The sequence below is a fragment of the Effusibacillus consociatus genome (assembly GCF_042652925.1).
Taxonomy (GTDB): Bacteria; Bacillota; Bacilli; order Tumebacillales; family Effusibacillaceae; genus Effusibacillus; species Effusibacillus consociatus.
Map to the genome: position 1 here is coordinate 39292 of NZ_JBHSHC010000029.1, position 25438 is coordinate 64729.

The window sequence follows — 25438 nt, forward strand, 5'->3', positions numbered from 1 at the left end:
GTGAATCACTGGTCCTTCAGAATCCGTTCGGTTTTGTCAAAATAGCCGGCGGATAAGATCTCTTCCAAGATGTTCCTAAGTTCTTCTGCAGGTGCTGTGCCAAGGGCATCGACAAATGGCTCCTCAACCAGTGCCGCACTGATATCGCTGATCATCTCCAAGTGTTCTTTCGGGGCTGTCAATGGTGCTGCCAGTAACAGAAACGTTCGGACCGGCTGGGATTGTCCATCGGCTCCCTTCCATGGGACAGGAGCCTGGAGACGAAATACAGCCGTCAGCAATTCCTTTACACCCGTTGTTTTCGCGTGAACCATCGCCAATTCATCCAGTATAAAACTGCCCAACCGCTCCCGTTGTTCCAGATCCCGAATCAGGGATTCGACATCGGACACAGCCGCGGATTTTTTAACCGTTTCCACCAACGTCAATAATAATTCCGATCCCGGTCGGACTTCCTCTGCTATCTCCAAATTGCGAAGGATTTGCACCATAGCCTCTCCATATCTCGCAACAGAAAGCATAACGGATGAGGGACGGTTATCTTGAGATTCTTGGGCATGGGGGGAAGAAATCCGTTCCATCACATTCCTGATCATTGCCAGATCCTTATTATTGATAAAAGGTGTCACGATCACTACCCTTTCGGAAGGCATGGACGGTAAAGTCACCGTTGAAATAATCAAGTCGATCGGATGATGAGACTCCAACCAATCCTTAATTCCTGAAACTGACACTACCGCTTTGATCTCGATGTTAGGCAGTTCTTTCTTTAATCGGGAGACCAGAAATTGGGAGGTTCCAATTCCGCTGGCACAAACAACAATCGCGCTATAGTTTCGGTTGGTCGCATCTTTCTTTCTCAGCAGTGCCGCTCCTACATGCATCGATAAATATCCGACCTCCGCTTCGGGAATTCGATGACCGGTCTTGCGGGATAAATAGGCGGCCGCTTCCCTGCATGCCGCAAACACTTCGGAATAGTTTTCTTTTATCTGATCCAGCATCGGGTTATGAATCTGCAACCCCAATTGGATTCGGTTGACGGCAGGCACGAGATGGGTGATGAGTCCTTCTAAGAGCGCCTCATCTTCTGACAGACGCTCCCCCAAATGATGTTCTGCCGCCCGCACAAGGCTTTGGGCCAGATCCATCCAAAACAGTCCATCCGGATCATTGTTCAACTGCGTGGAGGAATAAGGATTCCATCGAACACCTTGCAGATGCAAAGCGATATAACCGACTTCGACAGCAGGGATCGAAATGTTCAAATATTGTTCCAACAGCTCTGAAATCCGTTGGGCCATTACGTACTCTTTCGTCTCCGTGACAGGCAGCGGATCAAATGTCTTATCCTCAATCAACTCGCCGTGCCTCACCCTTTCGACCGCAAGCGTAAGGTGTACGACCAGATTGACATATTCCCTGTCTGTCAGTTGAATGTCCGCCTTTGGATGAATCACTTCTCGGACAGCCTTTTCAACGGAAAGGATATCCGGTACCTGAACGAACTCCAAAAGGCGGTTGCGAACCAATTCTTTTAAATGATTGGGGGGGAATGAAATTCCGTCTTCGCTATTGGATAAGGAAAACAATTCCAGCCACTCTTCTACTGTAATGCCTTGTTTAAGGACATTCGAAGCGGCCATTCTAAGCTGTTGTTCAGTACCTTCGAGGTAGATGCCCAATCCGGGTTTGCGAATCAGTTGAACACCGAAATTTTTAAACCAACCCTCAATTCTGTCCATATCATGGCTGATGGTTGCTTCCGTAACCCCATACTTTCTGCTGAATACATAGAGTTTAACCGGTTCTCGTGACAGAAGCAGATCACGTATCAACCCCTGTTGGCGTTCCTCCGGTGTATATACCGGAGCTTCCTCTGGAGCGGACAAAGACTCCTGAAGCCGGTATTTATCCTGGTCAGTGCCGCTTATTTGAAGACCGGATCCGGCTTTTTTTATCAGATCCAGCCCATATTGTCGAAGAATCGATTCCAGAGCATCCATTTCCCTTTGGACCGTACGTATGCTGACTTTAACCGAATTTGCAAGTTCTTGCAGTAAAACGGGACCCGGGGCGAACAACAGTGTTCGAAGCAACTCTTTTTGACGGGAGTTCATAGCCGGTTGTTCCTTCACTTTGTTCCCTCCTGTTCGTAATTTGCAAAAAACCGATCCTATGACGCTTATCTATTTCGCCAAATTTCTCCCGCTCTCCTACAAAAATACTACCGAACTTGCTATTTCCGTGCATGTAATGTCTGGAAAACCGGTCGCAACGACGGGTAGAGGTCCCGGTAGATGGGATAAAGTCGATCATACCGATCCGCGATTTCACTATTCACTTCCGTAATCCGGGGCACTCCAGATTGACCGGGAAGTTCCTGCGGTTGTTTCCAGATCCCTGTGCCAAGCCCGGCAAGCAGAGCGGCCCCGAAAGCAGGACCCTCCCGCTCTTCATAGCCGATTAACCGGCAGGTTAAGACATCTGCAAGAATTTGACTCCATTCAGGGCTTTTAACTGCTCCTCCCGTCAAGAACATTTCTTTAATTTCCGAATGAGGTTGCAGCCGCTTGATAAGTTCAAGGCAGTCACGCAAGCTGTAGGCCACCCCCTCCAGCACTGCCCTGACAAAGTGCTCCATCGTGTGGCCAAAATGCATACCGAAAAAAACTCCCCGCGCATTAGGATCATTATGTGGAGTACGCTCTCCGTTCAGGTAGGGGAGAAAGAACAAGTCTTCGGCCCCTGGTGCAATCTCAGCCGTACCTGCCAGCATCTGATCATAAGAAGCAAATTTAAAAGAGTCCCTAAGCCAGCGAAGCGACATTCCGGCCGAGAGAGTAACCCCCATCGCGTGCCAGGTGTCTGGCAAACAGTGGCAAAACATATGAAGCGTCTTTAAATCCGGGTCCATGTCTGAAACATCCGGAATCCGCTGCAGCGGCATAAGAACAATCCCTGATGTCCCTACACTGACAAGACCTGTTCCTTCTTTAAAAATCCCGTTTCCGAGTGCTGCTGCCGCATTGTCTCCAGCTCCGGCGACGATGGGTGTTCCTTTTTTCAGCCCAGTGACTTTTGCTGCCTCACCGGTCACATACCCTACTACGGTGGAACTTTCATGTACTTCCGGCATCCATGTACGGGGAATTCCAAGTTCCCGGATCACGTCATCGGCCCATTGTCGATCAGCAACGTTGAAAAGACCAGTACCGCTTGCATCAGATACGTCCCCCGACAGTTCACCGCTTAATCTGAAAACAATATAGTCTTTTGGGAGCAGCACATGGCGAATCCGTTCATATCTTTCCGGTTGATGTTTTCGAATCCAAAGCAGTTTCGGAGCTGTAAAACCCGGCAGAACGGAGTTCCGGGTAATGTCATAAATTCGTTTTTCTCCCACGAGGGATTCGATCTCCCGGCACTCCACCGCCGTTCGGACATCATTCCAGAGGATTGCGGTCCCCAGAACCTCTTTTTTCTCACTCAAAAGCACCGAACTATGCATCTGTCCCGCTGCTCCAATCCCCTGGACATCCTGCGGCCGGATCCCTTTTTCCCAAAGCTGGGTCAAAGCGTCAATGACCCCATTCCACCACAAATCGGGATGCTGTTCCGACCAGCCAGGTTGTGGAACTTCGAACTGATAAGAACTGTATCCGGTTCCCTGAATCACGCCCGCCAAGTCAATTGCGATCGCTTTCGTTCCCTGAGTGCCAATGTCGATCCCTACTAACAGTTCCCGGCTCAAAACCTCATCTCCTATTCCAGATTGGTATGTCGTTTTTCCATATTCGCTTCCGTTTGATTCAACTTTTCCTTCAGCAAGATGACAACCATCTCCATCATCAATCGCTCGCGCCCCAGCCCATAAATAAACACTTTTTTCGCCCGGACAATTTCATTTACCAAACCCTCAATCTCCGCGTCGCCGATAGAATAGAAAACAGAAGCCAATTCTTCCAACATTTGCTGTTTAACAACCTTTTGTTTATTCATAAAACCGAGTCGACAAATTTGATTCTCATAGTGTCGCTTCCTCCACTTCCCTGCGATCCGGCATAGCGGCCATAGCACCGCGCCTGGTTACTGTGATCGAGCTTGCTTGAACACTGAATCGGATTGTCTCCTCTATTTCTTCCTGTTCAATATGGGCGAGGTTCAGATTCTGTTCTGTCCACCGGGTAAGGAACGCTCCAACGAACGTATCACCGGCCCCTGTGGTATCTACAGCCTCCACGGGAATTCCTTCGACCTGGCCGGAGTATCGGATCTTCCCATTGGAATAGGAATAAAAGCAGCCTTTCCGATCCAATGTGACCAGCACCATCGGGACTCCCATTTCGTGAAACAATTCGACAGCTTCTGACAATCCTTCTCTTCCGGTCAAAAATAACAGTTCCTCCCGATTCACCTTCAGGAGATCCACACTCTGAACAACGGATAGAATTCGTTTTTTTGCTTCCTCCTGACCGGGCCACAGTGAGGGTCGCCAATTTGGATCGTAACAAATCAGCGCGTTCGATTTCTTCGCTGCTTCTAATGCATGGATCGTCGCGGAACGTGACGGTTCACTAGCTAAACTGATCGAACCGAAATGAAATACGGCGGCCTCCTCAAGTAACTGTTCATTGACTTCATCCGGCTGAAGCAGCATGTCTGCCCCGGGATCCCTGTAGAAACTGAACTCTCGCTCCCCATCCTTGCGCAAAGAAACGAATGCCAAGGCAGTCTTTGCCGTGTCTGTTTCGACCATCCCGCCGATGTTTACTCCGTATCCGGCCATCACCGATTGAAGTTTCCGGCCGAAGCTGTCCTGGCCTACTTTTCCAATGAATGCGGACCGTCCTCCTAACCGGGCAACCGCCACAGCTACATTGGCGGGTGCCCCTCCCGGCCGCACTTCAAACCGTTCCGTTTCTTCCAACGACTTGCCCGATTCCATCGCAATCATATCGATTAGGGCCTCTCCGAGACAGACAATCATTTTGAACCTCCTAATAGAAAGACAGGAGAAGTGTTAGGCTTTAGCCCGTACCTTCCTGCCCCTTTTTCTTCCTGCGATTGCTCAACCGTCCGGTTAGCGGCCGGGATAGACCAGTACCTTGCAATCCTTGGGATCTTTTGGAGATGCCATGTAAACGGCAAACTCGTCCAGTCCTATTTTCCGGGTCACCAACGATCCGATGTCTACCCGCTTTTGTTCAATGGCGAAAAATGCCTGGTAGAAGTTGAACATCAGTGCCATAGATCCAAGGTACTTCCAGTCTTTATGATAGATATCAAACGGATTGATTGAAATTTTTGAATCCCGGGGTGCCACCCCAAACTGCAGAATTCGGGCGCGGGGACCGGCAAAACGGAACATCCCTTCAATCACTTTCGGTATGCCTGTGGCATCCACCACAATATCAAAACCGTTCGGGTATTTTCCAGGGCCAATATGTGAATCCAAGGACTCATCATTTCGATAAACGGCGGTCGCTCCAAATTGCCGTGCCAGTTCCAGCTTTTGTTCTGCAATATCGACGAGAATCACTTCCGATACCCCGCTCGTCTTGATTGCCTGCAGCAGCATGAGCCCCATCGGGCCCCCTCCAAAGATCACCGCTTTCTCACCGAACCTGGCTTCTACCCGGTTCAGTCCGTAAGCGACACAGGATAACGGTTCAATCAGTGCCCCTTCCTCAAACGATACATGATCAGGCAGCCGGTACAAGTTTTTCGCGGGAACTTTAACATATTCCGCAAATGCTCCGTTTAGCGTTACACCGATTGCGTTCCAGTTTTTGCAGTGGTTAAACTGGTTGTTTCGGCAGTGGTAGCATTCACCGCAATAGACAGACGGGTCCACCGCAACCCGCTCACCGCCTGACCATCCCGATACTCCTTCTCCAATGGAGTGAACGGTCCCGGAAAACTCGTGTCCGCCAATCAGAGGATACGGAGAGATAAAATCGCCTTCGAGAATATGGTAATCCGTTCCACAGATTCCGCAGCAGGCCACTTTCACTGTGACTTCTCCCGGCCCCGGCTCGGGATAGGGAATTTCTTCAACGCTCATCTTGTGAGGATCTTTGTAAAAAGCGGCCTTCATCGTTTCTACTCCAGTCAGTGTCTGTGCCACAACTGTTCCCTCCTATTTCTATAGTCCGTTCGGGTAAACCATCACTTTCAAACTTCCGCTTTTGTTCGTGCGAGCCCGTTCCAAAGCTTCATGAGTCTGCTCGAGAGAATATCTGTCCGTGATTAAAGTCTTGACGTCCGAAAGACCGGATGCCAAGAAGGCGATTCCCTGCGGATAAGTGTTCGCATAGCGGAAGATTCCATAAATGTCGATCTCATTATCAGCGATCATAGGGACGCTCAACGGAATCTCGTCTTGTGGAGGAAGTCCGACAATCGACAGTTTTCCGCCTCTTCGAACGGATGCCAAAGCGGATTGCAAAGCCTTTGGGTTTCCTGCCGTTTCAAACGCGACATCCACACCAATACCAGCTGTTAATCGCTTAACCTCTTCGACCGGATCCACATCTCGTACTTTGATTACGTGAGTGGCTCCCAGTTTTTTTGCCGCTTCCAGTCGGATCGGTTCCAAGTCTGTCACAATAATTTGACGGGCCCCAAACGCTTTAACAGCCACTACAGCCATCAGTCCAACCGGTCCCATTCCCATAATGGCTACGATCGATCCGGGCTGCACACCTGCACGTTTTGCTGCATGTATACCAACGGAGAAAGGTTCATTCAGCGCGGCTTCTTCGAAGGAAAGATGATCAGGGATCGGAAACAAAAAGTCTTCGCGATGCTTGATATATTGGACAAACGCTCCGTCGACGGGCGGGGTCGCCAAAAATTGGACATCCGGACAAAGGTTGTAGCGCCCTTTCTTACATGCATCGCAGCGTCCGCATGTGACACCCGGTTCAACAGCTACCCGATCCCCAATCTTGAATCGGGTCACATTCTGACCGACAGCTGCCACAATACCCGAACACTCATGCCCGAGTATGATCGGCTTCTCGACCACATACCGGCCAATCCGTCCGTGTTCGTAATAATGGATATCCGAACCGCACACTCCGACCGCCATCACTTTTACAAGCACCTCTTCAGGCCCTACCTCCGGAACGGGAACTTCTTCGATTGCAATGACGAACGGTGCCTTCATCACCGCCGCTTTCATTTTGCTTGGCAGATCGGTGATTTGTGCTGCCGATTCATTTGTTTGCAGAGTGCTCATTTTGCCTGCCTCCTCTTTTTGTCATCCACCTATTTCACTGCACCCATTGATAAACCGCGAACCAAGTACTTGCGCACTGCCAACCCGGCAATCAACATGGGTGTGATAATTACTGTACCTGTGGCCATTGCCTGCCCCCAAGCTATCCCTTGCTGTGTGATCAACAGGGAAGCAGCTACCGGTACGGTTTGCGTTCCGTTACCTGAAAAAACAGAAGCAAACGCAAAATCGTTCCATGAGAACATCAAGCAAAGGATTCCAGTCGCGACAAGGCCTGGTGCCGCTGGAGGAAGCGCGATCCGCCAGAAAGCCTGAAATTTGCTGCATCCGTCAATCATGGCTGCTTCCTCAAGCGCGATCGGAATCTCTTTAAAGAACGTCATCATCATCCAGAGCGCAAACGGCAAGTTAAATGTTGTGTAAGCAAAAATCAATCCGGCCATGGTTCCAATTAAACCCAGCTTGGCGAACATCAGGTAAAGGGGTAAAATCACCGCCGCAATCGGGGCCATCCGGGTGCTGATAATCCAGAACGAAATTTGTTTTTCTTTCTTGAAGTTCCCCCGGGCGAGTGCAAATCCGCCGAGTGTCCCAAGTACGAGAGAAATCAGGGTCGACAAAACAGAAGCAATCATGCTGTTTGCCAGAAAACCGGAAAAATTGCCCCTGTCGGAAAACATCTGTGCATAGGTGTCAAACGTAGGTGTAAACACAAACTTCGGCGGCATGGAAAACATTCCGGCTTCCGTTTTAAGTGATGATAGGATCATCCAAACGATCGGGAGAAGCGCCCAGATCAATGCAATACCCACAAGACTGTAGAGAACGACAGATCCGGCTGTCTTTTTCAGGTGACGTTTTGCGGCCATTTACGATTCTCCCTTCGTCATTAATTTCACGAACGCCTTGCCCAACCAGATGGTTACAAATAACATGGTTAAACCAAGTGCTGCCGCCGTTCCGAAATCTTGAAAACGGAATGCCACTTCAAGCAGGTAGTACCCGATTGTTTTCGTAGAATCTGCAGGTCCGCCCTCGGTCGTAATCTTGATCGTGTCCACAAATCGAAGAATATCCATTGACCGAATCAGAAGCGCGACTAAAATGGTCTGGTAAACCAAAGGTAAAATGATGTAGCGCAATTTTTGCAAAAAATCGGCCCCATCCACTTCCGCCGCTTCAAGCGGCTCTTCCGGCATCGACTGCAGACCTGCCAACACTATAATCGTTATTAAAGGAGTCCACTCCCAAACATCCATCAGAATAATGGCCGGCATGGCCGTGGAGACATTGCCGAATATTTCGGTATTGATTCCTAGCAACTGCAAAAACCATGCATAAAGTCCGTAAGTAGAATTGAGCATAAATCTTCCCAAAAGTCCCGTCACAACAGGAGCTACAAATAACGGAAGCATCCAAAGCGTAACGATCAGGTTTCTCCCCTTGGGAAGGTAGTAAATCAGTAAAGCGAGTCCTACACCAAGGAGAAGTTCTAACGCCAATCCGCTCATCGCAAATATTCCTGTTCTACCCCATGAACCCCAGAATGTTTCGCTTTTGAAAACGCGAAGCCAGTTTTGTATGTTATTGAAAGCAGGCTCATCAATTGATAAAGCGTAATCCATAAAGCTGGCATAGATAAGGTAGATGAAAGGAAAAATGCTAATGATCGCGAGTATAATCATGGACGGCAAGAGCATCCAAAACTCAGTTTTATTCCGGCGATTTCCAAATTTTCGTGTTGCAGCGGCCGATGTCTTCGTGTACACATCCGGCTTGCTGTCAAAGATGTTCGGATTCGCGCTCATTGACATCGCTCCTTTCGATTCATGTTTTTTTGAAACGGATGCACAAGTATGGAAGGAACGATTCCAACCTTGTGCACCCATCCCATCATCGGTTATGTTCGGAAGACGATTTTCCGTTAGTTACCGGTTGCGTCGTCGCTCTTCTTGGCAATCTCCTTCATTGTGTCTTCCGGAGATTGTTTGCCGGCCAACATTTTCGAAAGCTCGGTGAAGACAAATGTATCAACTTGCGGCCATTGCGGGATCTTCGGACGCATGTAGACGTTTTCCGTTTTCCAAGCTTCCAGAGTCGCTTTCATAGCAAGAAGATTTGGCATTTGTTTGGATTCAGCAGTTCCCGGTTCCATTCCCTTCTTTACATCCGGCAAGCCGTATACGGAATGGCGAGTCGGAGTGGATCCGCCATCTTTCGACTTCAAAATCATGTACTGAGCTTGTGGAGAAGTCGACCACACCAGGAACAACCAGGCTGCTTTTTGTTCTTTCTCAGTTGCATATTTGCTAATTCCCACGCCTGTACCCCCGTAAATGTGGGCACTGCGTTTTGGACCTTTCGGAAGAACCGCCCATCCTACTTTACCTGCAACCTTCGATTTTTCAGGGTTCTCGAACATCGAGGAGAATTCATGCCACTCAGGCGCCAGTGCGATATCTCCCGCTGCAAATGCTTCTGCAAGACCGGACCAATCCCATGAGGTACTTCCCGGAGCAGCCTCTTTCAGCAGCTTTTGATAGAACTTCGCAGCTTCAATCGCTTCAGGGGATGTTAACAAGGATTTACCCGGTTTGGTCGTTCCCACGCTTCCAAGATTTTCGGCTTGAAAATAATCCCCACCGTACGCGGCCAGAATGTTGCTGAAGTCACACATCAGGGAATCGTATTGCTTCGCCTGGTGACCGGTGCCGTATTTGACTTCCGTAATCACGCCGGCTTTCACTTTTTCATTGATCCATTTTGCCATTTCATAGTATTGTTCCCAGGTTAAGTTTGGTCCCGGTGTCCAATCAAAACCTTTTTCTTTCATAAAGAGATCTTTATACTTTTCAATTACATCTTTTCGATATGCCAGAACCATGGTAGGAGCATCATACGGAAGCGTGTACAGTTTGTCCTTGCTTCCCATATAACCATCCACTTGCAGCTGGCTTTCGATGAAATCCTGCATACCGCCAGGAACATGCGGCAGAGTCGGATCGTTATTGAATTTGTTCAAATCCAAAAAATGGGTCGAATTCTTTGCCAGAATTTGATACGGATCCGCGTAAACGATGTGGTTCTTCGCTGATTTCGCATTAAAGTCAAGACCGACTTTTTCAACTACTACACTCAAATCACTCTGTTCGATCTTTACTTTGATTCCGGTTACGTCTTCAAATTTTTTGATGTTGGCTGCAAGAGCCGAAGACGGTGGGGTGTTTTCGGAAATCAATGTCAGCTCGGTACCTGCATACTGTTTCCAGTCGAATCCTTCGGGTGCCTGAATCTTAGGAAGCCCCTCTACCCACCCATCAAACGGAGCGTCCACCAGCTTATCCGGATTCACCTTAGCGCCTTGATTATTCGAGTTGTTTTGGGTGGTTTGGGAAGAGCATGCAGCCAGAAAAAGAGATCCTGCCAAAGTTAAGCTGGTCGTTTTCATCAATGTTTGTTTTTTCACCAGATTGCCCCCTTTAATTTCCTCAATGGTTTGTTTTTTCGCAGAAAAGAAAAGGACCGATGCGTATTATCCGCATTCGGCCCGGGGCCCTGAATCCGAAGAAGGAAGAGGCTCTTTTTTGATTGTAATGATAAATCGCTCTTCTTTACCTTCCACAACTACCGTCTCATAGTTGAAAAGTTGATAGACTTTTGAACCCGGTGTGATGTTTGGTTCACTCAAATTCCTTGACCCCCTTTTCCTTTTCAGCGAAGAAGAGAAAAATGATTACGCTTTCATTATAGTAGCTGCCGGGTCCAAGTCATAGTCAAAGATCTCATACTCTTGTCACATGGAACACGTGACAAGATTTAAGAACCGGAATCTAACACACTCCATTTTAAACGGACAAAGACCCTGCACTTTACTCGCAGGGTCTTTGTCCGTTATTTTTTCTTGCTGTTTACTTTATCGCTCTCCCGAAAACGTAACGCTGACCAGGTCTCGTCAATAGAAATTTGAGATACGGGCCGGTATCCGGCGGTACCATCCACAAGTTGCCACAGTTTATCCCGATTGATATCGGTTTTGATTTTGGAGCTCATCTTTATTATTGACAAAGAGATGCACAAAATCATAAGATTCATTCAGATTCTCTTTTATTACGATTCCTTCTGGAACGCCTATTGTTTCGGAATTTCAAACGGTGCATTTACAACTAAAATCGAATCCGCCGTTTTCAACTGAAGTTTTTTTGCAAGACTCATTGGGTCAACTCCTTACCAACGGCATTTCTACAGATTATTTACAATATACAATATAGTACCATATCGTTTACAATTTTGTTAGGATCAATTCTTCGAGTTCAGTCTTCGATCTTGCCCCGAGCATCCGTCCTACTTCTTTCCCGTTTTTCAAGACAATCAATGTTGGGACTACCCAAATACTAAATTTGTAAACCAGATCGTTCGCCTTTTCTGCATTTACTTTTAAAATTTCGAATCCGGTTGGCTCAATTTGCTCTGCCTCATTCAACAAAACCTGGCACGGAGAACACTTGGGAGTGTAGAAGACGAGCACAACAGATTGAGCATCTTTTAATTCTTCGTACTTAAAGATCTCTTTAATCATCCTGGATGCCTCCCCGCTTTCAAAGTTTGATATATAATATGAAACTTTTCGGAGATTGCCCGAAGGATGGTGAATGTCCAAGAATCGGAATGGGAACAATTAAATGAAAATGCGACATCAGGAGTTTGAAAATCTTACACGCTTCGGAGGAATAAATGACGCTATATATGATACTGAGGAGGGAATAAATATGAAATATCAGGATGTTCGACAAGCTTTGGAATACCTATCTGAGGATCAACTCGCGAAGGTTCATGCGTATGTGCAGGAGTTGAACAAGGACAAAACAGTCGCCTATTCCGTTCAAGGCTATAAGCTGCAACTGCAGCGGAAAAACCAGCGCAAAATCCATGTTCAGTAAGCCGCAGACAAACAACAAAACCCCTTGGAGCTAAAACTTCAAGGGGTTTCTTTTAGAAATTTTTTGAGTGAGTGGCATTCTCTTAGTGAGGACGGCTGGGAACTGAAATTTCGGACAGTGCGCGACCGGCCTCATTTTCGTGAATCCCTACAGTGGCGAGGTCCCCGATCGAAACAATGCCAACGAGTTGTCCCTTCTCCACAACCGGCAGTCTCCGAACTTGATGCTCGGACATCAATTCTGCAGCTTCATGAGCATCCATTTCGGGATGGCTCGTTACCACAGTACTCGACATACAGTTTTCGATCAGAACCCGGTTGGCGTCTTTTCCTTCCGCGACAACATTAAGAACAATGTCACGGTCTGTAATGACTCCGATTAATTGCTCCCCTTCACATACCGGAATAATGCCTACGTTTATGCCCCGCATCATTTTGGCAGCTTCAGAGACCGTATCCCTTGGACTGCAGCAATGAACATTGTCTGTCATGAGTTCCTTCAGTTTCATCAAAACGCCTCCTTGTCAGGTTACTCATAACTTCCCCAAAAGAACCGGTTTCTAATTCCTGATAAGGTTTATTTATCCGGCTCGCGAAATTTTACGCTCCGTGAGCGATTTCCCCACGGAGAGTCATACTGGTACTCGCAACGATTCAATATACGTCTTCAGGTGGTCAATTGCCCGTTCCATATAGATCGAATCCTTATAGAGCTTAGTCATCATCAAGGCGCCTTCTAAAGTGGAAATGAGTACAGTAGCAACAGCGTCTGCATCCGCCTTATCCGATAGTTCCTTTTCTTGAATTCCCTGCAACACTGTTTTTTTCATCATATTGTAAAGTTGAGCCATTGCTTGGCGAACCTCACTCGATAAAACAGGGTGTGCATCATCTGACTCAATGGCCGCATTCATTAGTGGACACCCACCGGGAAGTGGAGGATTGTCACCTAGTTCACGAAACACGTCCATAACAGCAAATAAGCGATCTACAGAGCTTGTCTTATTTTGATAAGCTTTGGCGAAGTGCTGCCTCATCGTATTGACCGAATGATGAAAAGCCTGAATGGCAAGTTCTTCTTTGCTGGTAAAATGATTATAAATTCCGCCTTTTTCCAAACCAGTCTCCTGCATGATTTCAGAGATAGGAGTGGACAAGTAACCTTGTCGATTGAGCAAACCTGCTGCCTTTTCCAGAATCATCACTCTTGTTCGTTCACCTTTGCGCATTGTCCATTTCCTCTTTGATTTATGTTTGATCAATTTCAATTAAAATTCAAGACCATTCGGTCCATTTCTATAATAGGGCTTTCTTTCGAAAATTTCAAGAAGTAAGGCCCTTCTCAAGGAAGGGCCTTACTTGGTATCTTCACTCGACGCCTCCTGCGATAAGCTGCAGCCATTGCCCGAATCTTCCTGTACGTCGATTGATCCGGCAGTTTTCTGAAAGCAGTGACTCCGGGCCATGTGTTGGCTTCGATCATCCACAATTTTCCCTTTTTATCAAAGGCGAGATCCACGCCAGCTTTCCAATAATACTGGTAATGATCCAATCTCCTGCAAATCTGATAACTCAATTGAATCATTTGTTGTTTTAGTTTCTCCACATCCGCGTCTTCAAAAGACTGTTTTAGAGCAGTCTCTGCGTTGATAACTTTTCCGTGTTCCCGTTTCGCATTCGTGATCACACAGTCCTTGTGAGCTACCCTCGCTAACATTCCAACGTATCTCCATTGCCGCTGTGTGTCTCTCATCATCATGATCCGGAAGTCGTGAGGACGTCCCTCGACCTCGGCAAGATCAATTGCCTTTTGGATGACATATTTCGTTTTCGGAGTTTCCTTTCGAATCGTTCGATATAGGGATACCAATGATGAAAACACGAGAGGTTCCCCCTGCTCCCTAACAAACGCGTAGCCAGCGGACGTTTTCCAAACCTTAATGATTCCCTCACCGCGGTGTTTGCCATTCGGCTTGATATAGGCCGCTTTATACTTCGTCACAAACTTTTTAAGAGACGAGGCAGTTAATACTGCAGTCGGGGGGCAAATAAGAAAGGAAGAAGCGGTCTGTCGTAAAAAACTTCCACCATCCCCACTTCCCCATCTCAGGGCGCCGTTTAGGGTTTGCCATCTGATCACTTCCTAACACGCGTCTCCATTCTCCGAGTAATCTATGTAGGAAATCGCGGAAAGGTGTGTGGGTGACAGAAAAGAACAGGCCACCAAAATGGTGGCCTCTTCACACTCCTATCATTTTCCTGTTTATCTCTTTTAAGAAAGAATTGGTTGCGGATCTTTCTTGCCGGTGTCTTTCTTGACACCTTTCTCTTTATTCAAGTTAAAAGAGGCCATAACCGCTTCTTCTCGACTGAGTCCCGATTTTTCCATTTGTTCAATCGATTCCAGCATCCGTTTGTAGTCTTTCGGAATGACTTTTACAAACTTCGTGGCCATGACATCCCATTGGTCCAGAATTTCTTGCGCATGCTGGCTGGAGGTGTATTGAACGTGTTTTTCAATCAGGAGCTTCACTTCTGCTAATTCCTGCTCATCGCTTAACGTTTCCAGCAGTACCATTTCCTGGTTGCAGAGTTCCGCGAATTTCTTCGCATCCTCAGCGAGCACATACGCAACCCCACCGGACATTCCGGCAGCAAAGTTTTTGCCGACGGAACCGAGGATGACAACACGTCCTCCGGTCATGTACTCACATCCATGATCTCCCACGCCTTCAACAACCGTATGCAGACCACTGTTTCGGACGCAGAAACGTTCACCGGCAATTCCGCGAATGTAAGCCTCGCCTGCAGTCGCTCCATAGAAAGCTACGTTACCGATAATAATATTTTCTTTCGGCACAAATGTGGACTGTTCCGGCGGATACACCGCAATTTTCCCTCCGGAGAGACCTTTTCCGATATAGTCATTTGCATCCCCTTCCAATGTGAGGGTGATGCCTTTCGGAACGAACGCTCCAAAGCTCTGACCGGCCGATCCTTTGAAATGCAGACGAATCGTATCTTCAGGCAGGCCTTCTGCCCCATATCGCTTGGTAACCTCGCTGCCGAGGATTGTACCCGTAACCCGATTGATATTGGAGATCGGAAGGGTTGCTTGGACTGGCTGCTTGTTGTCAAGAGCCGGTTCGCAGAGCTTAAGGATTTGTTGACGGTCAAGTGTCTGATCCAATTTGTGATCCTGTGGCCGTTGATAAAATCTGCCTGTTCCTTCCGGTACTTCCGGTTGATACAGAAGTGGGGACAGATCGAGATGTTTTGCCTTCCAATGAGATTTCGCCTTCTCACTGACTGTCAATACATCGGTTCGTCCGATCATTTCTTGAATTGTTCGGAAGCCCAGCTCAGCCATAATTTCTCGCACTTCCTGTGCTACGAAGCGCATGAAATTCTCAGCATGCTGCGGATCGCCTTTAAACTTCTTACGCAGATCCGGATTTTGAGTAGCCACACCTACCGGGCACGTATCGAGATGACAAACGCGCGCCATCACACAACCTACAGAAATGAGTGGAGCAGTAGCGAATCCGTATTCTTCGGCACCTAGCAGGGCAGCAAATACTACGTCTCGGCCACTCATCATTTTACCGTCTGTTTCCAGAACCACGCGGTCGCGCAGCTGGTTGAGCAGCAGAGTTTGATGGGTTTCAGCCAATCCCAATTCCCAAGGAAGACCGGCATGTTTGATACTGGAGCGCGGAGAAGCACCGGTTCCTCCATCGTGTCCGCTGATGACAATCAGATCCGCGAGACCCTTCGCCACACCTGCCGCAATTGTTCCAACTCCTGCTTTCGACACCAGCTTCACACTGATTCTTGCGTTAGGGTTAGCATTTTTCAGGTCATGAATCAATTGTGCAAGATCTTCGATCGAATAAATGTCATGGTGTGGCGGCGGTGAAATCAATCCAACTCCAGGAGTTGATCCGCGAACTTCCGCGATCCAAGGATACACTTTGTTTCCGGGCAGTTGGCCGCCTTCTCCCGGTTTTGCTCCTTGAGCCATCTTAATCTGGATCTCATCAGCATTCACCAGATAATGGCTGGAAACCCCAAAGCGTCCAGAAGCTACCTGTTTGATCGCACTGCGGCGGAAATCTCCGTTTGCATCCGGAACAAACCGCTTGGAGTCTTCTCCGCCCTCTCCGCTGTTGCTCTTGCCGCCAAGGCGGTTCATTGCGATTGCCAACGTCTCGTGTGCTTCTTTACTCAATGAACCGAAAGACATCGCACCGGTTTTAAAGCGACGAACAATTGATTCTACGGATTCCACCTCTTCAATCAGCACAGGACTACGATCCGATTTGAAATCCAGTAAGTGCCGCAGGAAAGTGGACTGTTCTTCATTAGCCAATTTGGAGTAGAGCTTATATTGTTCATAATCCCCTTCACGACATGCCTTCTGAAGAGCATGAACCGTTTTCGGATTAAACGCATGATGCTCGCCGTCCCGGCGGAATTGAAAATCGCTGCCGGCTTCCAAAGCTTCTTCGATGTGGTCCGGGCTATACGCCTTTTCATGACGCATAAGCGATTCTTTCGCGATCACATCGAGTTGAATTCCACCGATTTGGGAAGACGTACGCGTAAAATATCGGTCGATGACAGATTGGTCAATCCCAACGGCTTCGAAGATTTGTGCACCACGGTAACTCTGAACCGTAGAGATCCCCATCTTCGACATCACTTTTACGACGCCTTCTGTTGCTGTTTTGATATAAGTCCGAACGGCTTCTTCGTGTGTCACATTGGTCAAAGCGTTTCCTTTGGTCATTTCTTTCAGAGATGCAATGGCCAAATAAGGATTGATCGCATCGGCACCATATCCGATCAACATCGCGAATTGATGGACGTCACGAGGTTCACCCGACTCCACAATCAGACTTACCTTTGTGCGGGTCCCCTGCCGCACCAAATGATGATGAAGCCCGCTTACCGCGAGAAGTGCCGGAATTGCCGCCCACTCTTGATTCACCCCTCGGTCGGAAAGGACCAGAAGCGTATGTCCTGATTCAATCGCTTGATCCGCTGCTGCAAACAGTTCATCAAGAGCCGATTCAAGCTGCTGTTCTCCATTCAGCGCTTTAAACAAGATGGGCAAAGTTGCAGACTTGAATTCCGGATACGGATTCTGACGGATTTTCGCCAGCTCGCCATCTGAAATAATTGGCATATCCAAACGAATTTTTCGACAGTTCATCGCATCCGGCTTCAGCAAATTGCCTTCCGACCCAAGCGTGGTCTGCGTGGAAGTCACACACGATTCACGTAGCGCGTCAATCGGCGGATTTGTAACCTGAGCAAAGGATTGCTTAAAATAGTTGTACAACAGCTGCGGTCTGTTGGACAGAACAGCCAAAGGCGTATCGATACCCATGGAACCGATCGGGTCTTTCCCCTCAGTCACCATCGGCGCCAGACTCCTGGTCAATTCTTCCTGCGTATAACCAAACGCTTTTTGCAGCTGCAGAAGCGTTTTGCTGTCCAATTCCGGAGCTTGCTCTGCTTCCGGCAGGTTCTCGACCGAAACCAGATTGTTATCCAGCCACTCGCGATACGGTTGTTCGCTTGCAATTCGTTCTTTAATCTCTTCATCAGCAATGATGCAACCTTCTTCGAGATCCACCAGCAGCATCCGGCCCGGGCTTAAACGTCCCTTATAGAGCACTTTTTCTTCTGGTACTTCCAACACGCCAACTTCAGAAGAGAAAATGATGGTATCATCGGATGTTACATAATAACGGGCTGGACGAAGTCCGTTGCGATCCAAGATGGCTCCAATTTGTTTGCCGTCTGTAAAAGAGATCGCGGTCGGTCCGTCCCACGGCTCCATCAAGCAGCTGTGGTACTCATAAAACGCTTTTTTCGTATCGCTCATGCGGTCGTCTTGATCCCATGGTTCCGGAATCATCATCATCGCCACATGAGGGAGTGAACGTCCGGATAAAGCGAAAAACTCAAAGCAGTTATCCAAGATCGCCGAATCGCTGCCCTCCATATCGATGATCGGCAGCACTTTCTTGATATCATCACCGAACGCATCGGATTCGAACATCTTTTCGCGAGCCAGATTCCAGTTGATATTGCCTTGAAGGGTGTTGATTTCTCCATTGTGAATCAGATAGCGATACGGATGAGCCCGTTCCCAAGTCGGGAAAGTGTTTGTGCTGAACCGCGAGTGCACAACGGAAAGAGTCGATGTAAATTCCGGATTTTGCAAATCCAGATAAAACGCATCCATCTGCCCCGGGGTCAACAACCCTTTGTAAACAATCGTACGCGTCGACATGCTGACAACATACAGATTTTGACCGGCTGCTCTTTCAATTTGCTTGCGAATGACATATAATTTGCGTTCAAAGGCCATTTGGTCTTTTACATTATCGCTTGCCGCAATAAATACCTGGCGAATAAACGGTTGGCTTGCTTTCGCGGTTTTACCAATCTTGGTATCATCAGTCGGAACAGTCCGCCAGCCCAACAGTTTTTGACCTTCGTCCTCAATGATCGCTTCCAATTGCTTTTCGTATTCGGCCCGCAGAGTCGAATCCAGCGGAAAAAAGATCATCCCAACGCCATATTTTCCGGCTTCAGGCAGCTGAATGTTCAGCTCGTTGCAGGACTTTTTGAAAAATTCATGCGGGATTTGAACCATGATTCCGGCTCCATCACCGGTCTCCGGATCGCTTCCCTGCCCTCCGCGGTGTTCGAGATGGCAAAGCATTTTAAGCCCTTGCTGCACAATCTCGTGGGAGGCTTTCCCTTTCAGATTGGCGATAAAGCCGATACCACAAGCATCATGTTCAAATATAGGATCATAAAGCCCTTGTTTCCTTGGCATTCTTGTTACAGTCATAATACCCTCTCCTTGTGCTGATTTCTCTCTTTATTTGGAATGCGCGTTCTACGCGGGAAATTCCGAACGACAACCGCAGAATTGCGGGTTTTTACTTATTTTAGATTGGATAATCCATATTAACAATATATAATTTAGATAAAAACAATCTCAAAGTGAGATCGAATGAAATTGAGGGGTATTTTATGGAGTTAAGACAGATTAAGTATTTTATAGAAGTAGCGAAAAGAGAACACTTTACAGAGGCGGCCGACGCGTTACACGTAGCCCAGTCAGCAATCAGCCGACAGATCGCGAACCTGGAATCCGAATTGGGGGTTCAGTTGTTTGTGAGGGAAGGACGGAACGTAAGATTGACTCCGGAGGGGCAAATTTTTCTGGAACATATGGAAATTGCCATAAACGAGATCGAAAAAGCAAAGCAGGAAATCGATGAATTCCTCGATCCGGAAAAAGGTACGATTCGAGTCGGATTTCCTACCAGTCTGGCGGCACACACACTCCCGATGGTTATCTCGGCATTTCGGGAGAAGTATCCGAACGTTGGTTTTCAACTGCGTCAGGGTTCATTTAAAAATCTAATCGATTCAGTTATTAAAGGAGAAATTAATCTCGCTTTTATTGGTCCCGTGCCAACAAACATCAGTGAAATCAAAGGGCGGATTTTTTTCTTGGAAAAAATCGTAGCCCTGCTTCCTTCGAATCACGTTCTGGCGGACCGTTCTTCCATCCGTCTGGATCAGTTGCGAACCGATTCATTTGTACTTTTTCCTCCCGGTTTTGTTCTTCGAAACATTGTGGTGGAGGCCTGCCAACAGATGGGATTTAAACCGAACGTATCTTTCGAGGGGGAAGACATCGATGCCATTAAGGGGTTGGTGGCTGCCGGATTGGGAGTTACTCTTTTGCCTGAAATCACGCTTATCGACAACAAACCAAGGGACACCGTCAAGATCCCGATCAGCGAACCGAATGTTACCCGTACCGTAGGTATAATCATTCCAAGCAACCGCGAGCTTCCCCCTTCCGAAAAATTGTTTTACGATTTTCTGCAGGATTTCTTTGCCGTCCTCAACCGATTTAGTCAGTGATGGAAAAAAGATCGCCTTCTTCTCTGAAACAGAAGAAAAAAAGGGCGATCTTTTCCGGCTTCCGGCTCATTTTGTCTTGGTTCCTACTGTGCTTTTTCAAGCTCGTCCCAAGTCAGTTCGAACGTCTCGGTTTCAGAAAATGCAACTTTCAAATGACCTGTTTCAGTCAAACCTACAATCGTTCCTTCCCCAAAGTCTTTCCATTCGACCCGGTCTCCCCTTTTGAAAGGCTCGCTCATTGTCCCACATCCTGCTAACATGTTTTGAAAAACTTGGAATTGATCCTCCCTTTAAACTCACCACAAAGACCACTATTCATGCGCAGCACCTTTTGAAATACCGGATGAGATTGATCAATCAGCAGATACAATATGAAAATCGTCGACCAAGCTGCCATCCGGCTTCAATGCCTAGGCGCGAACACCGGATGGTGCAGGCTCCAAGTCCTCTTCCTTTGAATCTCCAATCCGTTGGCGATCCCACGTTCATAAAGGTTACCCAACAAAGGAAGCTCTTCCGGTTGGGTTGCCACAATCACTTTGCCGCAAATTTCATGTTGAATTCCATGTTCTTCAGAATCTGATCATGGAACGCGCACCTTCCCGAGCAAATTTTGCTTTGAAACTCCCCGGTTTATAATAAATTCCCGAGTGAATGACTCCACTGTTTCGTCCTGTCTGGTGTTTGGCCCAACCCTCTTCTTTTTCCACCAACACCATACGGGCATTCGGATGCCGCTGATGCAGCGCCAAAGCGGTAGAAAGCCTAACAATCCCCCCGCCGATAACGGCAAAATCATACATATCTCTCACCTGCACTCCATTTTAAAAATACATTTTTGGATATCCTGAATTACTTCTATCAACTTTTGTTACAATCCTGTTACTAAAGATTAAGATTTAAATAGAAATTTGATGTATTGGGAGATATCGGTAATATCCCGATAAATTCAGAAATAAAAATAGAGTACGGACCATTATAAATGTAGTTAAAAACAGATGGGGAGGTGTGGAGGGCATGTCAAATTCAATCGTATTCGGTGCCATCGTGATCGCTTTCTTACTGTTGGCCGGTCTGTTTATTATCAAGTCCTATACCAACGTCAAAGTCCAGATCAAACTCTTGGGAATGACTTTATTCTTGCAGGGGAACAGATCAGAAAAAAAAGAGAGCTCGCGTTCGCGAACTCGTCAAAAAAACGGATCCGATACTGTATAAACATATAACAGAAGAAACAAAAATATGACGTACTTTTTTAGGACGAGGTCATAAGACCTCGTTTTCTGCTTCCTGTAACGCTAGATCCCTTTAAACAAAAGTTTTCGCAGAACAGGTGTCAAATGCTCTGTCAATTGTTCGACTTGCGGTACAATCACACTCGAATGGCCGTAGATATTGCGCATCATCTGACGTTCTTCTTCGGACACCTCATCATTTGCAAGGTAAACACCGATGACATCAATCGACTGACGTCTGGCCTCCAGTACGGCTTGGTAGGTGTCCAGAATCCCATTTTCATGATAATCGGCAGCTGCCGGTTCCCCATCCGAGAATACGAGTAAGACCCGATTTTTCTCGGATCGATTCCGCAAATAGTTTGACACGATGCGGATGGCAAATCCATCGCGGTTGTCCTGTTGGGGTTCCAATTGCAAAATCTTCGGGCCGGCAGATCCCGACAATGAAGAAGCAAAATCAAGGATCACATGAAAAATGTTCGGATAGTCATTCGGGTCCGCATTCTGAGAATCCTCCCAGAAACCGATTACGGCATGCGGAATTTGTAAATACCGGAGTGTCTCGTGAAAGAGTGTGATCCCCAATTGTGTCCCCTGCATTTTATCAAACATCGAAGCCGAACAGTCCACCAGGAGAGCGAAAGCCGCATCAATCCGATTGGTGGGATTGCTTTTCTTATAAAAAAGCCGCGGATTTTTGTCAGTTACTACACGGACGAGATTTTTGCTTAAGCGACCGTATGGCAGATTGGATCTTGCCGCGGTTTTTTTCAGTTCCAGACTGAGTTGAATTGTTCGGGTTAATTTTCGCTGCAGCGGACCGATTCGTTCCTTCATCTGCTGATAGTACGTAAAGTCAGCCTCGCTTACTGGTTCGGCCGTCTTCCAGACAGGACGTGCCTTCTCATTAAAAATTCCGAGACTCCCCTGTCCGCCCAGGGTTAATTCCGCTAATCGTTTATTCAGTTCCTCTTCTTTTGAAAACTCATTTCGGCTAGAAAATCGGGTGACACCTTGTACCAATGCCAACGCCTGATCCCCCGGGTCCGTTTCACGGATTGTATCCCCGACGATATCCGTTCGTGTTCCGTGTTCCAGTTCAAATTGAAGCATGTTCTGTGGTTGTTCTCCTGTTTCCCGGTGCCAGGCAGGCATCTCTTCCTTTTGAGTATGCGGGTTCTCATCAGAAGCGTTCGTTTCCTCATTCTCAAGCTTTTTCGAACGTTCCAATGATTCGTCAAAATCTTGCCTGTCCGCATCCTGGGGGAGAGGTTCGATAACCCCATTAGCCGGTTGGATGGAAAAATAGGAACGGCTCATGTCCTTCTTTATGACCTCGGTGACGGCTTCTATAACATCCAAACTAGAATCAGCCACTTCATCCGTTGACTTCGCGTTTTTCAACCGATCCAGGTCAGGTTCCAGTTGATCTAACAACTCACGTAAATGCTCCTGCAGCAGCTCATTGTTAATCCCGGTCGCGAGCGATAGGTAGACGGCGCAGAAAAAAGCATCTGCAAGATCTTGAGACCGTACATGCATCCGAATTTGATTCGTGAAGTAAGCGCTATACAGTCTTTTCCGTACAGCAAAAATTTTGGCGGTTCCCGGGCGTACCCTTGTACAGATTTGTTCCAAACGGATATCTTCCCCTAAAGCAAAAAGTTGTCTCGCAAAACTCGGAAGCGGGATGGTTTCGATTCTTTTCATAAAATCCTCAATTGCAGTAGAACTTGAAAACCATGCACTTCCGATACTTCGGAGATACACATCGCTTTTACAACCGGAAACGCGATCCGGTTCGGGAAAATCACTCCAAAATTGGCTTACTGTAACTTTGTTGCTGACAGAATCAAAATGGGAATGATAAGAAAGCTCCAATTGCAACGAATCTTTTCTTGTAAGGGTCCGTGCCAAATCCAAAAGCTGCATGCGCAAAAAAGAGTCCACAAGTAAAGCTCCCTTCCCCGTAACAACCTAGCTTTAAAATAAAGTTTCGGCGATGTTTCGGACTGCCGCCTGTTCACGCTCATCGTCCAGCTTGTCAATAATGGCTCTCTGAATAGCCCGCATCGGAGGGAGATAGACCGTCAGATCACAAGCGTCTAACAATCCCCGAATGGAAGCCGCCTCGTCCGGCAGTTGACCATTTTGTACCTGGGCAAGCAAATCGGCGGATAATTGAACAAACAGCTCGATCAGTCGCTCATCTTTTAAACGGGATTGGTCGCGCAAAAGTTGTTTTAACCTCTCTCCCTGCAAATACGGAACGTCGATCACCACAAACCGATTTTTTAATGCTTCGTTCAAAGGAACCGTACCTACATACCCCACATTAATCGCAGTAATGACCCCGAATCCCTCTTTCGAGCGTACAACTTCCCCTGTGAACGGATTGGTAATCATTCGCCGATAATCAAAAACCCCGTTAAGAATCGGAAGTGTTTCCGGTTTCGCCATGTTAATTTCATCGATATAGAGAAAGTGACCGCTTTTCATCGCTTTTATGATCGGGCCTGGCAGGAATTCAACGACAGGTTTTCCTTTTTCCTGAACCAAGGTTTTAAATCCAAGCAAAGCCTCCGCGTCCAAATCGACAGAGCAATTAACGGAATGGAGCGGTTGTCCGAACAAATAAGAGAGGTACTCCGCCAGCTTTGTTTTTCCGGCACCCGTAGGTCCCTTTAAAAGTACATTTTTCCCTAAGAAAAGCGCAATGATTGCGTCTGCAAGCACGGACGCATGGGGAGGGATATACCCCATTCGCCCGATCAGCAGTTGATCTTCCGGGGATAGATTCTGCTGTCTCCGCGTTCGGAAACGTTGCAGTTCATCAAGGATATAGGGATCAACGCCAAGAGTATGCAGTTGATTGAGTAGCGAATTGTCGGTCATATTGTTCCTCCAGATAGATCGTTAAAAAGTACCCTTAAAAAGTACCCCTTCGGCAACATATACCAAAGGGGCGCGGGACTTACAGATTTGCAAGCAGAAATTCAGACAATTCTTCGGCTTCTTCTTCCGATTTCAAAGCAAACGCTTCCGCCAGGTACATTAGATTGGCCGCGTCCTTCTGGTTAAGAATCGCTGTGCGATTTGTCTGCAGACAGGTCACCACTTTTTTTCCGTAAAAGTGGGCGGTTGTAGTAAGCATTAAATCAAATCGTGCGTGTTCTCCCACGAAGCCGACGTACCGGGTTTCCGTTTTTTCAATTTCATCGTACATAACAATCGGGTCTGCCATCTTCTTCACTCCAAATCCCGCCTAGAATCAGCAGGGTCATTATATCATAAAAAACACCCTCTTATGTTCGATTCAGAAACATCTGAACGATTCACAAGAGGGTGTTTGATATGTGGAGCCAGCGACAGGAATCGAACCCGCGACCTACTGATTACAAGTCAGTTGCTCTACCTGCTGAGCTACGCTGGCATGTGGCGGAGGGAGAGGGATTCGAACCCCCGTGGGCTTGCACCCTAACGGTTTTCAAGACCGCCCCGTTATGACCACTTCGGTATCCCTCCGTAAACGCTATTCCATTATACCAAAAAATAAAACCGCCTAGCAACGACCTACTCTCCCAGGGCTCGTGCCCAAGTACCATCGGCGCTGGAGAGCTTAACTTCCGTGTTCGGGATGGGAACGGGTGTGTCCTCTCCGCCATTGTCACCAGACATGCAGGGATGTTGTACGACTTGCTTCCATCCATCCGTCAGACCCACAAGGGCTTGCAGACCTCATCAGGGAATTACAGACCCTTCAGGACTTGCAGAGCCTTCAAAGGACTTTCAACAACCACTTTAAGAGGCTTTCAGCAACTTTAAGGGGCTTTCAGACCCTTATTTTGCTTTTTTCGGGATGGAATCTTTAAGTCCCCGAAACACCCTTATTCCTGTTTGCTCCCTGAAAACCGGATGCGAATATGAGGTGCGCATGGGAATCAACTTCCCCAGATTACTTTCCGGGGCACCCGAAAAGTACCCGGAATAAGCTTCGCAGCTTATCGTCACTTTTTGGGGTGTTTGTTAGATTAAGCCCTCGATCGATTAGTA

23 protein-coding genes, 2 tRNA genes, 1 rRNA gene and 1 pseudogene are annotated in these 25438 nt (G+C 47.4%); 3 read left to right on the forward strand and 24 right to left on the reverse strand.

The genetic code is table 11. The features are described from left to right. Positions 1-5: 5 nt before the first annotated feature. The 12 genes from ACFO8Q_RS05080 to ACFO8Q_RS05135 form a co-directional block, all read right to left on the reverse strand. Complete coding sequence (locus ACFO8Q_RS05080; RefSeq protein ID WP_380024651.1) at positions 6-2138, reverse strand: BglG family transcription antiterminator; 2133 nt, start codon at positions 2136-2138, stop codon at positions 6-8. Between the two features lie 101 nt (positions 2139-2239). Then, complete coding sequence (xylB, locus tag ACFO8Q_RS05085) at positions 2240-3754, reverse strand: xylulokinase (RefSeq protein ID WP_380024652.1); 1515 nt, start codon at positions 3752-3754, stop codon at positions 2240-2242. Positions 3755-3765: 11 nt separating this feature from the next. After that, positions 3766-4002 (reverse strand): phosphoheptose isomerase family protein, encoded by a 237-nt coding sequence (locus ACFO8Q_RS05090; RefSeq protein ID WP_380024653.1) that lies wholly within the window; start codon positions 4000-4002, stop codon positions 3766-3768. A gap of 25 nt (positions 4003-4027) precedes the next feature. Further along, entirely contained in the window at positions 4028-4990 is a 963-nt protein-coding gene (locus ACFO8Q_RS05095; RefSeq protein ID WP_380024654.1) for a PfkB family carbohydrate kinase, read from the reverse strand. 93 nt (positions 4991-5083) lie between these two features. Then, positions 5084-6130, reverse strand: coding sequence for a zinc-dependent alcohol dehydrogenase family protein (locus tag ACFO8Q_RS05100; protein ID WP_380024655.1), 1047 nt, complete (start codon positions 6128-6130; stop codon positions 5084-5086). A gap of 18 nt (positions 6131-6148) precedes the next feature. After that, entirely contained in the window at positions 6149-7246 is a 1098-nt protein-coding gene (locus ACFO8Q_RS05105; RefSeq protein WP_380024656.1) for an NAD(P)-dependent alcohol dehydrogenase, read from the reverse strand. A 29-nt stretch (positions 7247-7275) separates the two neighbouring features. Continuing rightward, a complete protein-coding gene (locus tag ACFO8Q_RS05110) occupies positions 7276-8115 on the reverse strand; it encodes a carbohydrate ABC transporter permease (protein ID WP_380024657.1) in 840 nt (279 codons plus the stop codon). Next, positions 8116-9054 (reverse strand): carbohydrate ABC transporter permease, encoded by a 939-nt coding sequence (locus ACFO8Q_RS05115; protein WP_380024658.1) that lies wholly within the window; start codon positions 9052-9054, stop codon positions 8116-8118. Between the two features lie 116 nt (positions 9055-9170). Then, on the reverse strand, positions 9171-10712 hold the full coding sequence (locus ACFO8Q_RS05120) for an extracellular solute-binding protein (RefSeq protein WP_380024659.1): 1542 nt from the start codon (positions 10710-10712) through the stop codon (positions 9171-9173). A 66-nt stretch (positions 10713-10778) separates the two neighbouring features. Beyond that, positions 10779-10934, reverse strand: a complete 156-nt coding sequence (locus tag ACFO8Q_RS05125; protein WP_380024660.1) for a hypothetical protein — start codon at positions 10932-10934, stop codon at positions 10779-10781. A gap of 203 nt (positions 10935-11137) precedes the next feature. Continuing rightward, positions 11138-11338 (reverse strand): hypothetical protein, encoded by a 201-nt coding sequence (locus ACFO8Q_RS05130; RefSeq protein ID WP_380024661.1) that lies wholly within the window; start codon positions 11336-11338, stop codon positions 11138-11140. A gap of 187 nt (positions 11339-11525) precedes the next feature. Further along, complete coding sequence (locus ACFO8Q_RS05135; protein WP_380024662.1) at positions 11526-11822, reverse strand: thioredoxin family protein; 297 nt, start codon at positions 11820-11822, stop codon at positions 11526-11528. A 190-nt stretch (positions 11823-12012) separates the two neighbouring features. On the opposite strand from ACFO8Q_RS05135, the gene ACFO8Q_RS05140 reads away from it, so the two are divergent. After that, positions 12013-12183, forward strand: coding sequence for a hypothetical protein (locus tag ACFO8Q_RS05140; RefSeq protein WP_380024663.1), 171 nt, complete (start codon positions 12013-12015; stop codon positions 12181-12183). A gap of 82 nt (positions 12184-12265) precedes the next feature. Here the strand turns inward: ACFO8Q_RS05140 and ACFO8Q_RS05145 are convergent, their stop codons facing one another. The 4 genes from ACFO8Q_RS05145 to gltB form a co-directional block, all read right to left on the reverse strand. Beyond that, positions 12266-12691, reverse strand: a complete 426-nt coding sequence (locus ACFO8Q_RS05145; RefSeq protein ID WP_380024664.1) for a CBS domain-containing protein — start codon at positions 12689-12691, stop codon at positions 12266-12268. 123 nt (positions 12692-12814) lie between these two features. After that, positions 12815-13411 (reverse strand): TetR/AcrR family transcriptional regulator, encoded by a 597-nt coding sequence (locus ACFO8Q_RS05150; protein WP_380024665.1) that lies wholly within the window; start codon positions 13409-13411, stop codon positions 12815-12817. Positions 13412-13524: 113 nt separating this feature from the next. Beyond that, positions 13525-14322 carry a YheC/YheD family protein gene (locus ACFO8Q_RS05155; protein ID WP_380024666.1) on the reverse strand — a complete coding sequence of 266 codons (798 nt, stop codon included), beginning with the start codon at positions 14320-14322 and terminating at the stop codon, positions 13525-13527. A 132-nt stretch (positions 14323-14454) separates the two neighbouring features. Then, positions 14455-19056: a glutamate synthase large subunit gene (gene gltB / locus ACFO8Q_RS05160; protein WP_380024667.1), complete on the reverse strand. Its 4602-nt coding sequence runs from the start codon at positions 19054-19056 to the stop codon at positions 14455-14457. 185 nt (positions 19057-19241) lie between these two features. Here gltB and ACFO8Q_RS05165 point away from each other — a divergent pair, with 185 nt between their 5' ends. Further along, positions 19242-20147, forward strand: a complete 906-nt coding sequence (locus tag ACFO8Q_RS05165; protein ID WP_380024668.1) for a LysR family transcriptional regulator — start codon at positions 19242-19244, stop codon at positions 20145-20147. Positions 20148-20230: 83 nt separating this feature from the next. Here the strand turns inward: ACFO8Q_RS05165 and ACFO8Q_RS05170 are convergent, their stop codons facing one another. After that, complete coding sequence (locus ACFO8Q_RS05170; protein ID WP_380024669.1) at positions 20231-20386, reverse strand: hypothetical protein; 156 nt, start codon at positions 20384-20386, stop codon at positions 20231-20233. A 212-nt stretch (positions 20387-20598) separates the two neighbouring features. Further along, positions 20599-20950: pseudogene (locus ACFO8Q_RS05175) on the reverse strand (FAD-dependent oxidoreductase); the annotation flags it as partial. 214 nt (positions 20951-21164) lie between these two features. Here ACFO8Q_RS05175 and ACFO8Q_RS05180 point away from each other — a divergent pair. Further along, on the forward strand, positions 21165-21365 hold the full coding sequence (locus tag ACFO8Q_RS05180) for a hypothetical protein (protein WP_380024670.1): 201 nt from the start codon (positions 21165-21167) through the stop codon (positions 21363-21365). Between the two features lie 80 nt (positions 21366-21445). Here ACFO8Q_RS05180 and ACFO8Q_RS05185 read toward each other — a convergent pair whose 3' ends face one another. From ACFO8Q_RS05185 to rrf, 6 genes are all read right to left on the reverse strand, one after another. Beyond that, positions 21446-23335: a vWA domain-containing protein gene (locus ACFO8Q_RS05185; RefSeq protein WP_380024671.1), complete on the reverse strand. Its 1890-nt coding sequence runs from the start codon at positions 23333-23335 to the stop codon at positions 21446-21448. Positions 23336-23368: 33 nt separating this feature from the next. Then, positions 23369-24280 carry an ATP-binding protein gene (locus ACFO8Q_RS05190; protein ID WP_380024672.1) on the reverse strand — a complete coding sequence of 304 codons (912 nt, stop codon included), beginning with the start codon at positions 24278-24280 and terminating at the stop codon, positions 23369-23371. 79 nt (positions 24281-24359) lie between these two features. After that, on the reverse strand, positions 24360-24629 hold the full coding sequence (locus ACFO8Q_RS05195; RefSeq protein ID WP_380024675.1) for a DUF3055 domain-containing protein: 270 nt from the start codon (positions 24627-24629) through the stop codon (positions 24360-24362). Positions 24630-24742: 113 nt separating this feature from the next. Further along, positions 24743-24818: transfer RNA gene (locus tag ACFO8Q_RS05200), tRNA-Thr, on the reverse strand. 3 nt (positions 24819-24821) lie between these two features. Further along, positions 24822-24910: transfer RNA gene (locus tag ACFO8Q_RS05205), tRNA-Ser, on the reverse strand. A gap of 35 nt (positions 24911-24945) precedes the next feature. After that, positions 24946-25060 (reverse strand): 5S ribosomal RNA (rrf, locus tag ACFO8Q_RS05210). Between the last annotated feature and the right edge of the window lie 378 nt (positions 25061-25438).

Coding starts and splice junctions, on each gene's coding strand:
- ACFO8Q_RS05090 (WP_380024653.1), bottom strand. CDS start 4,002: ATGAATAAACAAAAGGTTGTTAAACAGCAAATGTTGGAAGAATTGGCT.
- ACFO8Q_RS05095 (WP_380024654.1), bottom strand. CDS start 4,990: ATGATTGTCTGTCTCGGAGAGGCCCTAATCGATATGATTGCGATGGAA.
- ACFO8Q_RS05105 (WP_380024656.1), bottom strand. CDS start 7,246: ATGAGCACTCTGCAAACAAATGAATCGGCAGCACAAATCACCGATCTG.
- ACFO8Q_RS05110 (WP_380024657.1), bottom strand. CDS start 8,115: ATGGCCGCAAAACGTCACCTGAAAAAGACAGCCGGATCTGTCGTTCTC.
- ACFO8Q_RS05115 (WP_380024658.1), bottom strand. CDS start 9,054: ATGAGCGCGAATCCGAACATCTTTGACAGCAAGCCGGATGTGTACACG.
- ACFO8Q_RS05130 (WP_380024661.1), bottom strand. CDS start 11,338: ATGAATCTTATGATTTTGTGCATCTCTTTGTCAATAATAAAGATGAGC.
- ACFO8Q_RS05135 (WP_380024662.1), bottom strand. CDS start 11,822: ATGATTAAAGAGATCTTTAAGTACGAAGAATTAAAAGATGCTCAATCT.
- ACFO8Q_RS05140 (WP_380024663.1), top strand. CDS start 12,013: ATGAAATATCAGGATGTTCGACAAGCTTTGGAATACCTATCTGAGGAT.
- ACFO8Q_RS05145 (WP_380024664.1), bottom strand. CDS start 12,691: ATGAAACTGAAGGAACTCATGACAGACAATGTTCATTGCTGCAGTCCA.
- ACFO8Q_RS05150 (WP_380024665.1), bottom strand. CDS start 13,411: ATGCGCAAAGGTGAACGAACAAGAGTGATGATTCTGGAAAAGGCAGCA.
- gltB (WP_380024667.1), bottom strand. CDS start 19,056: ATGACTGTAACAAGAATGCCAAGGAAACAAGGGCTTTATGATCCTATA.
- ACFO8Q_RS05165 (WP_380024668.1), top strand. CDS start 19,242: ATGGAGTTAAGACAGATTAAGTATTTTATAGAAGTAGCGAAAAGAGAA.
- ACFO8Q_RS05170 (WP_380024669.1), bottom strand. CDS start 20,386: ATGAGCGAGCCTTTCAAAAGGGGAGACCGGGTCGAATGGAAAGACTTT.
- ACFO8Q_RS05180 (WP_380024670.1), top strand. CDS start 21,165: ATGTCAAATTCAATCGTATTCGGTGCCATCGTGATCGCTTTCTTACTG.
- ACFO8Q_RS05190 (WP_380024672.1), bottom strand. CDS start 24,280: ATGACCGACAATTCGCTACTCAATCAACTGCATACTCTTGGCGTTGAT.
- ACFO8Q_RS05195 (WP_380024675.1), bottom strand. CDS start 24,629: ATGGCAGACCCGATTGTTATGTACGATGAAATTGAAAAAACGGAAACC.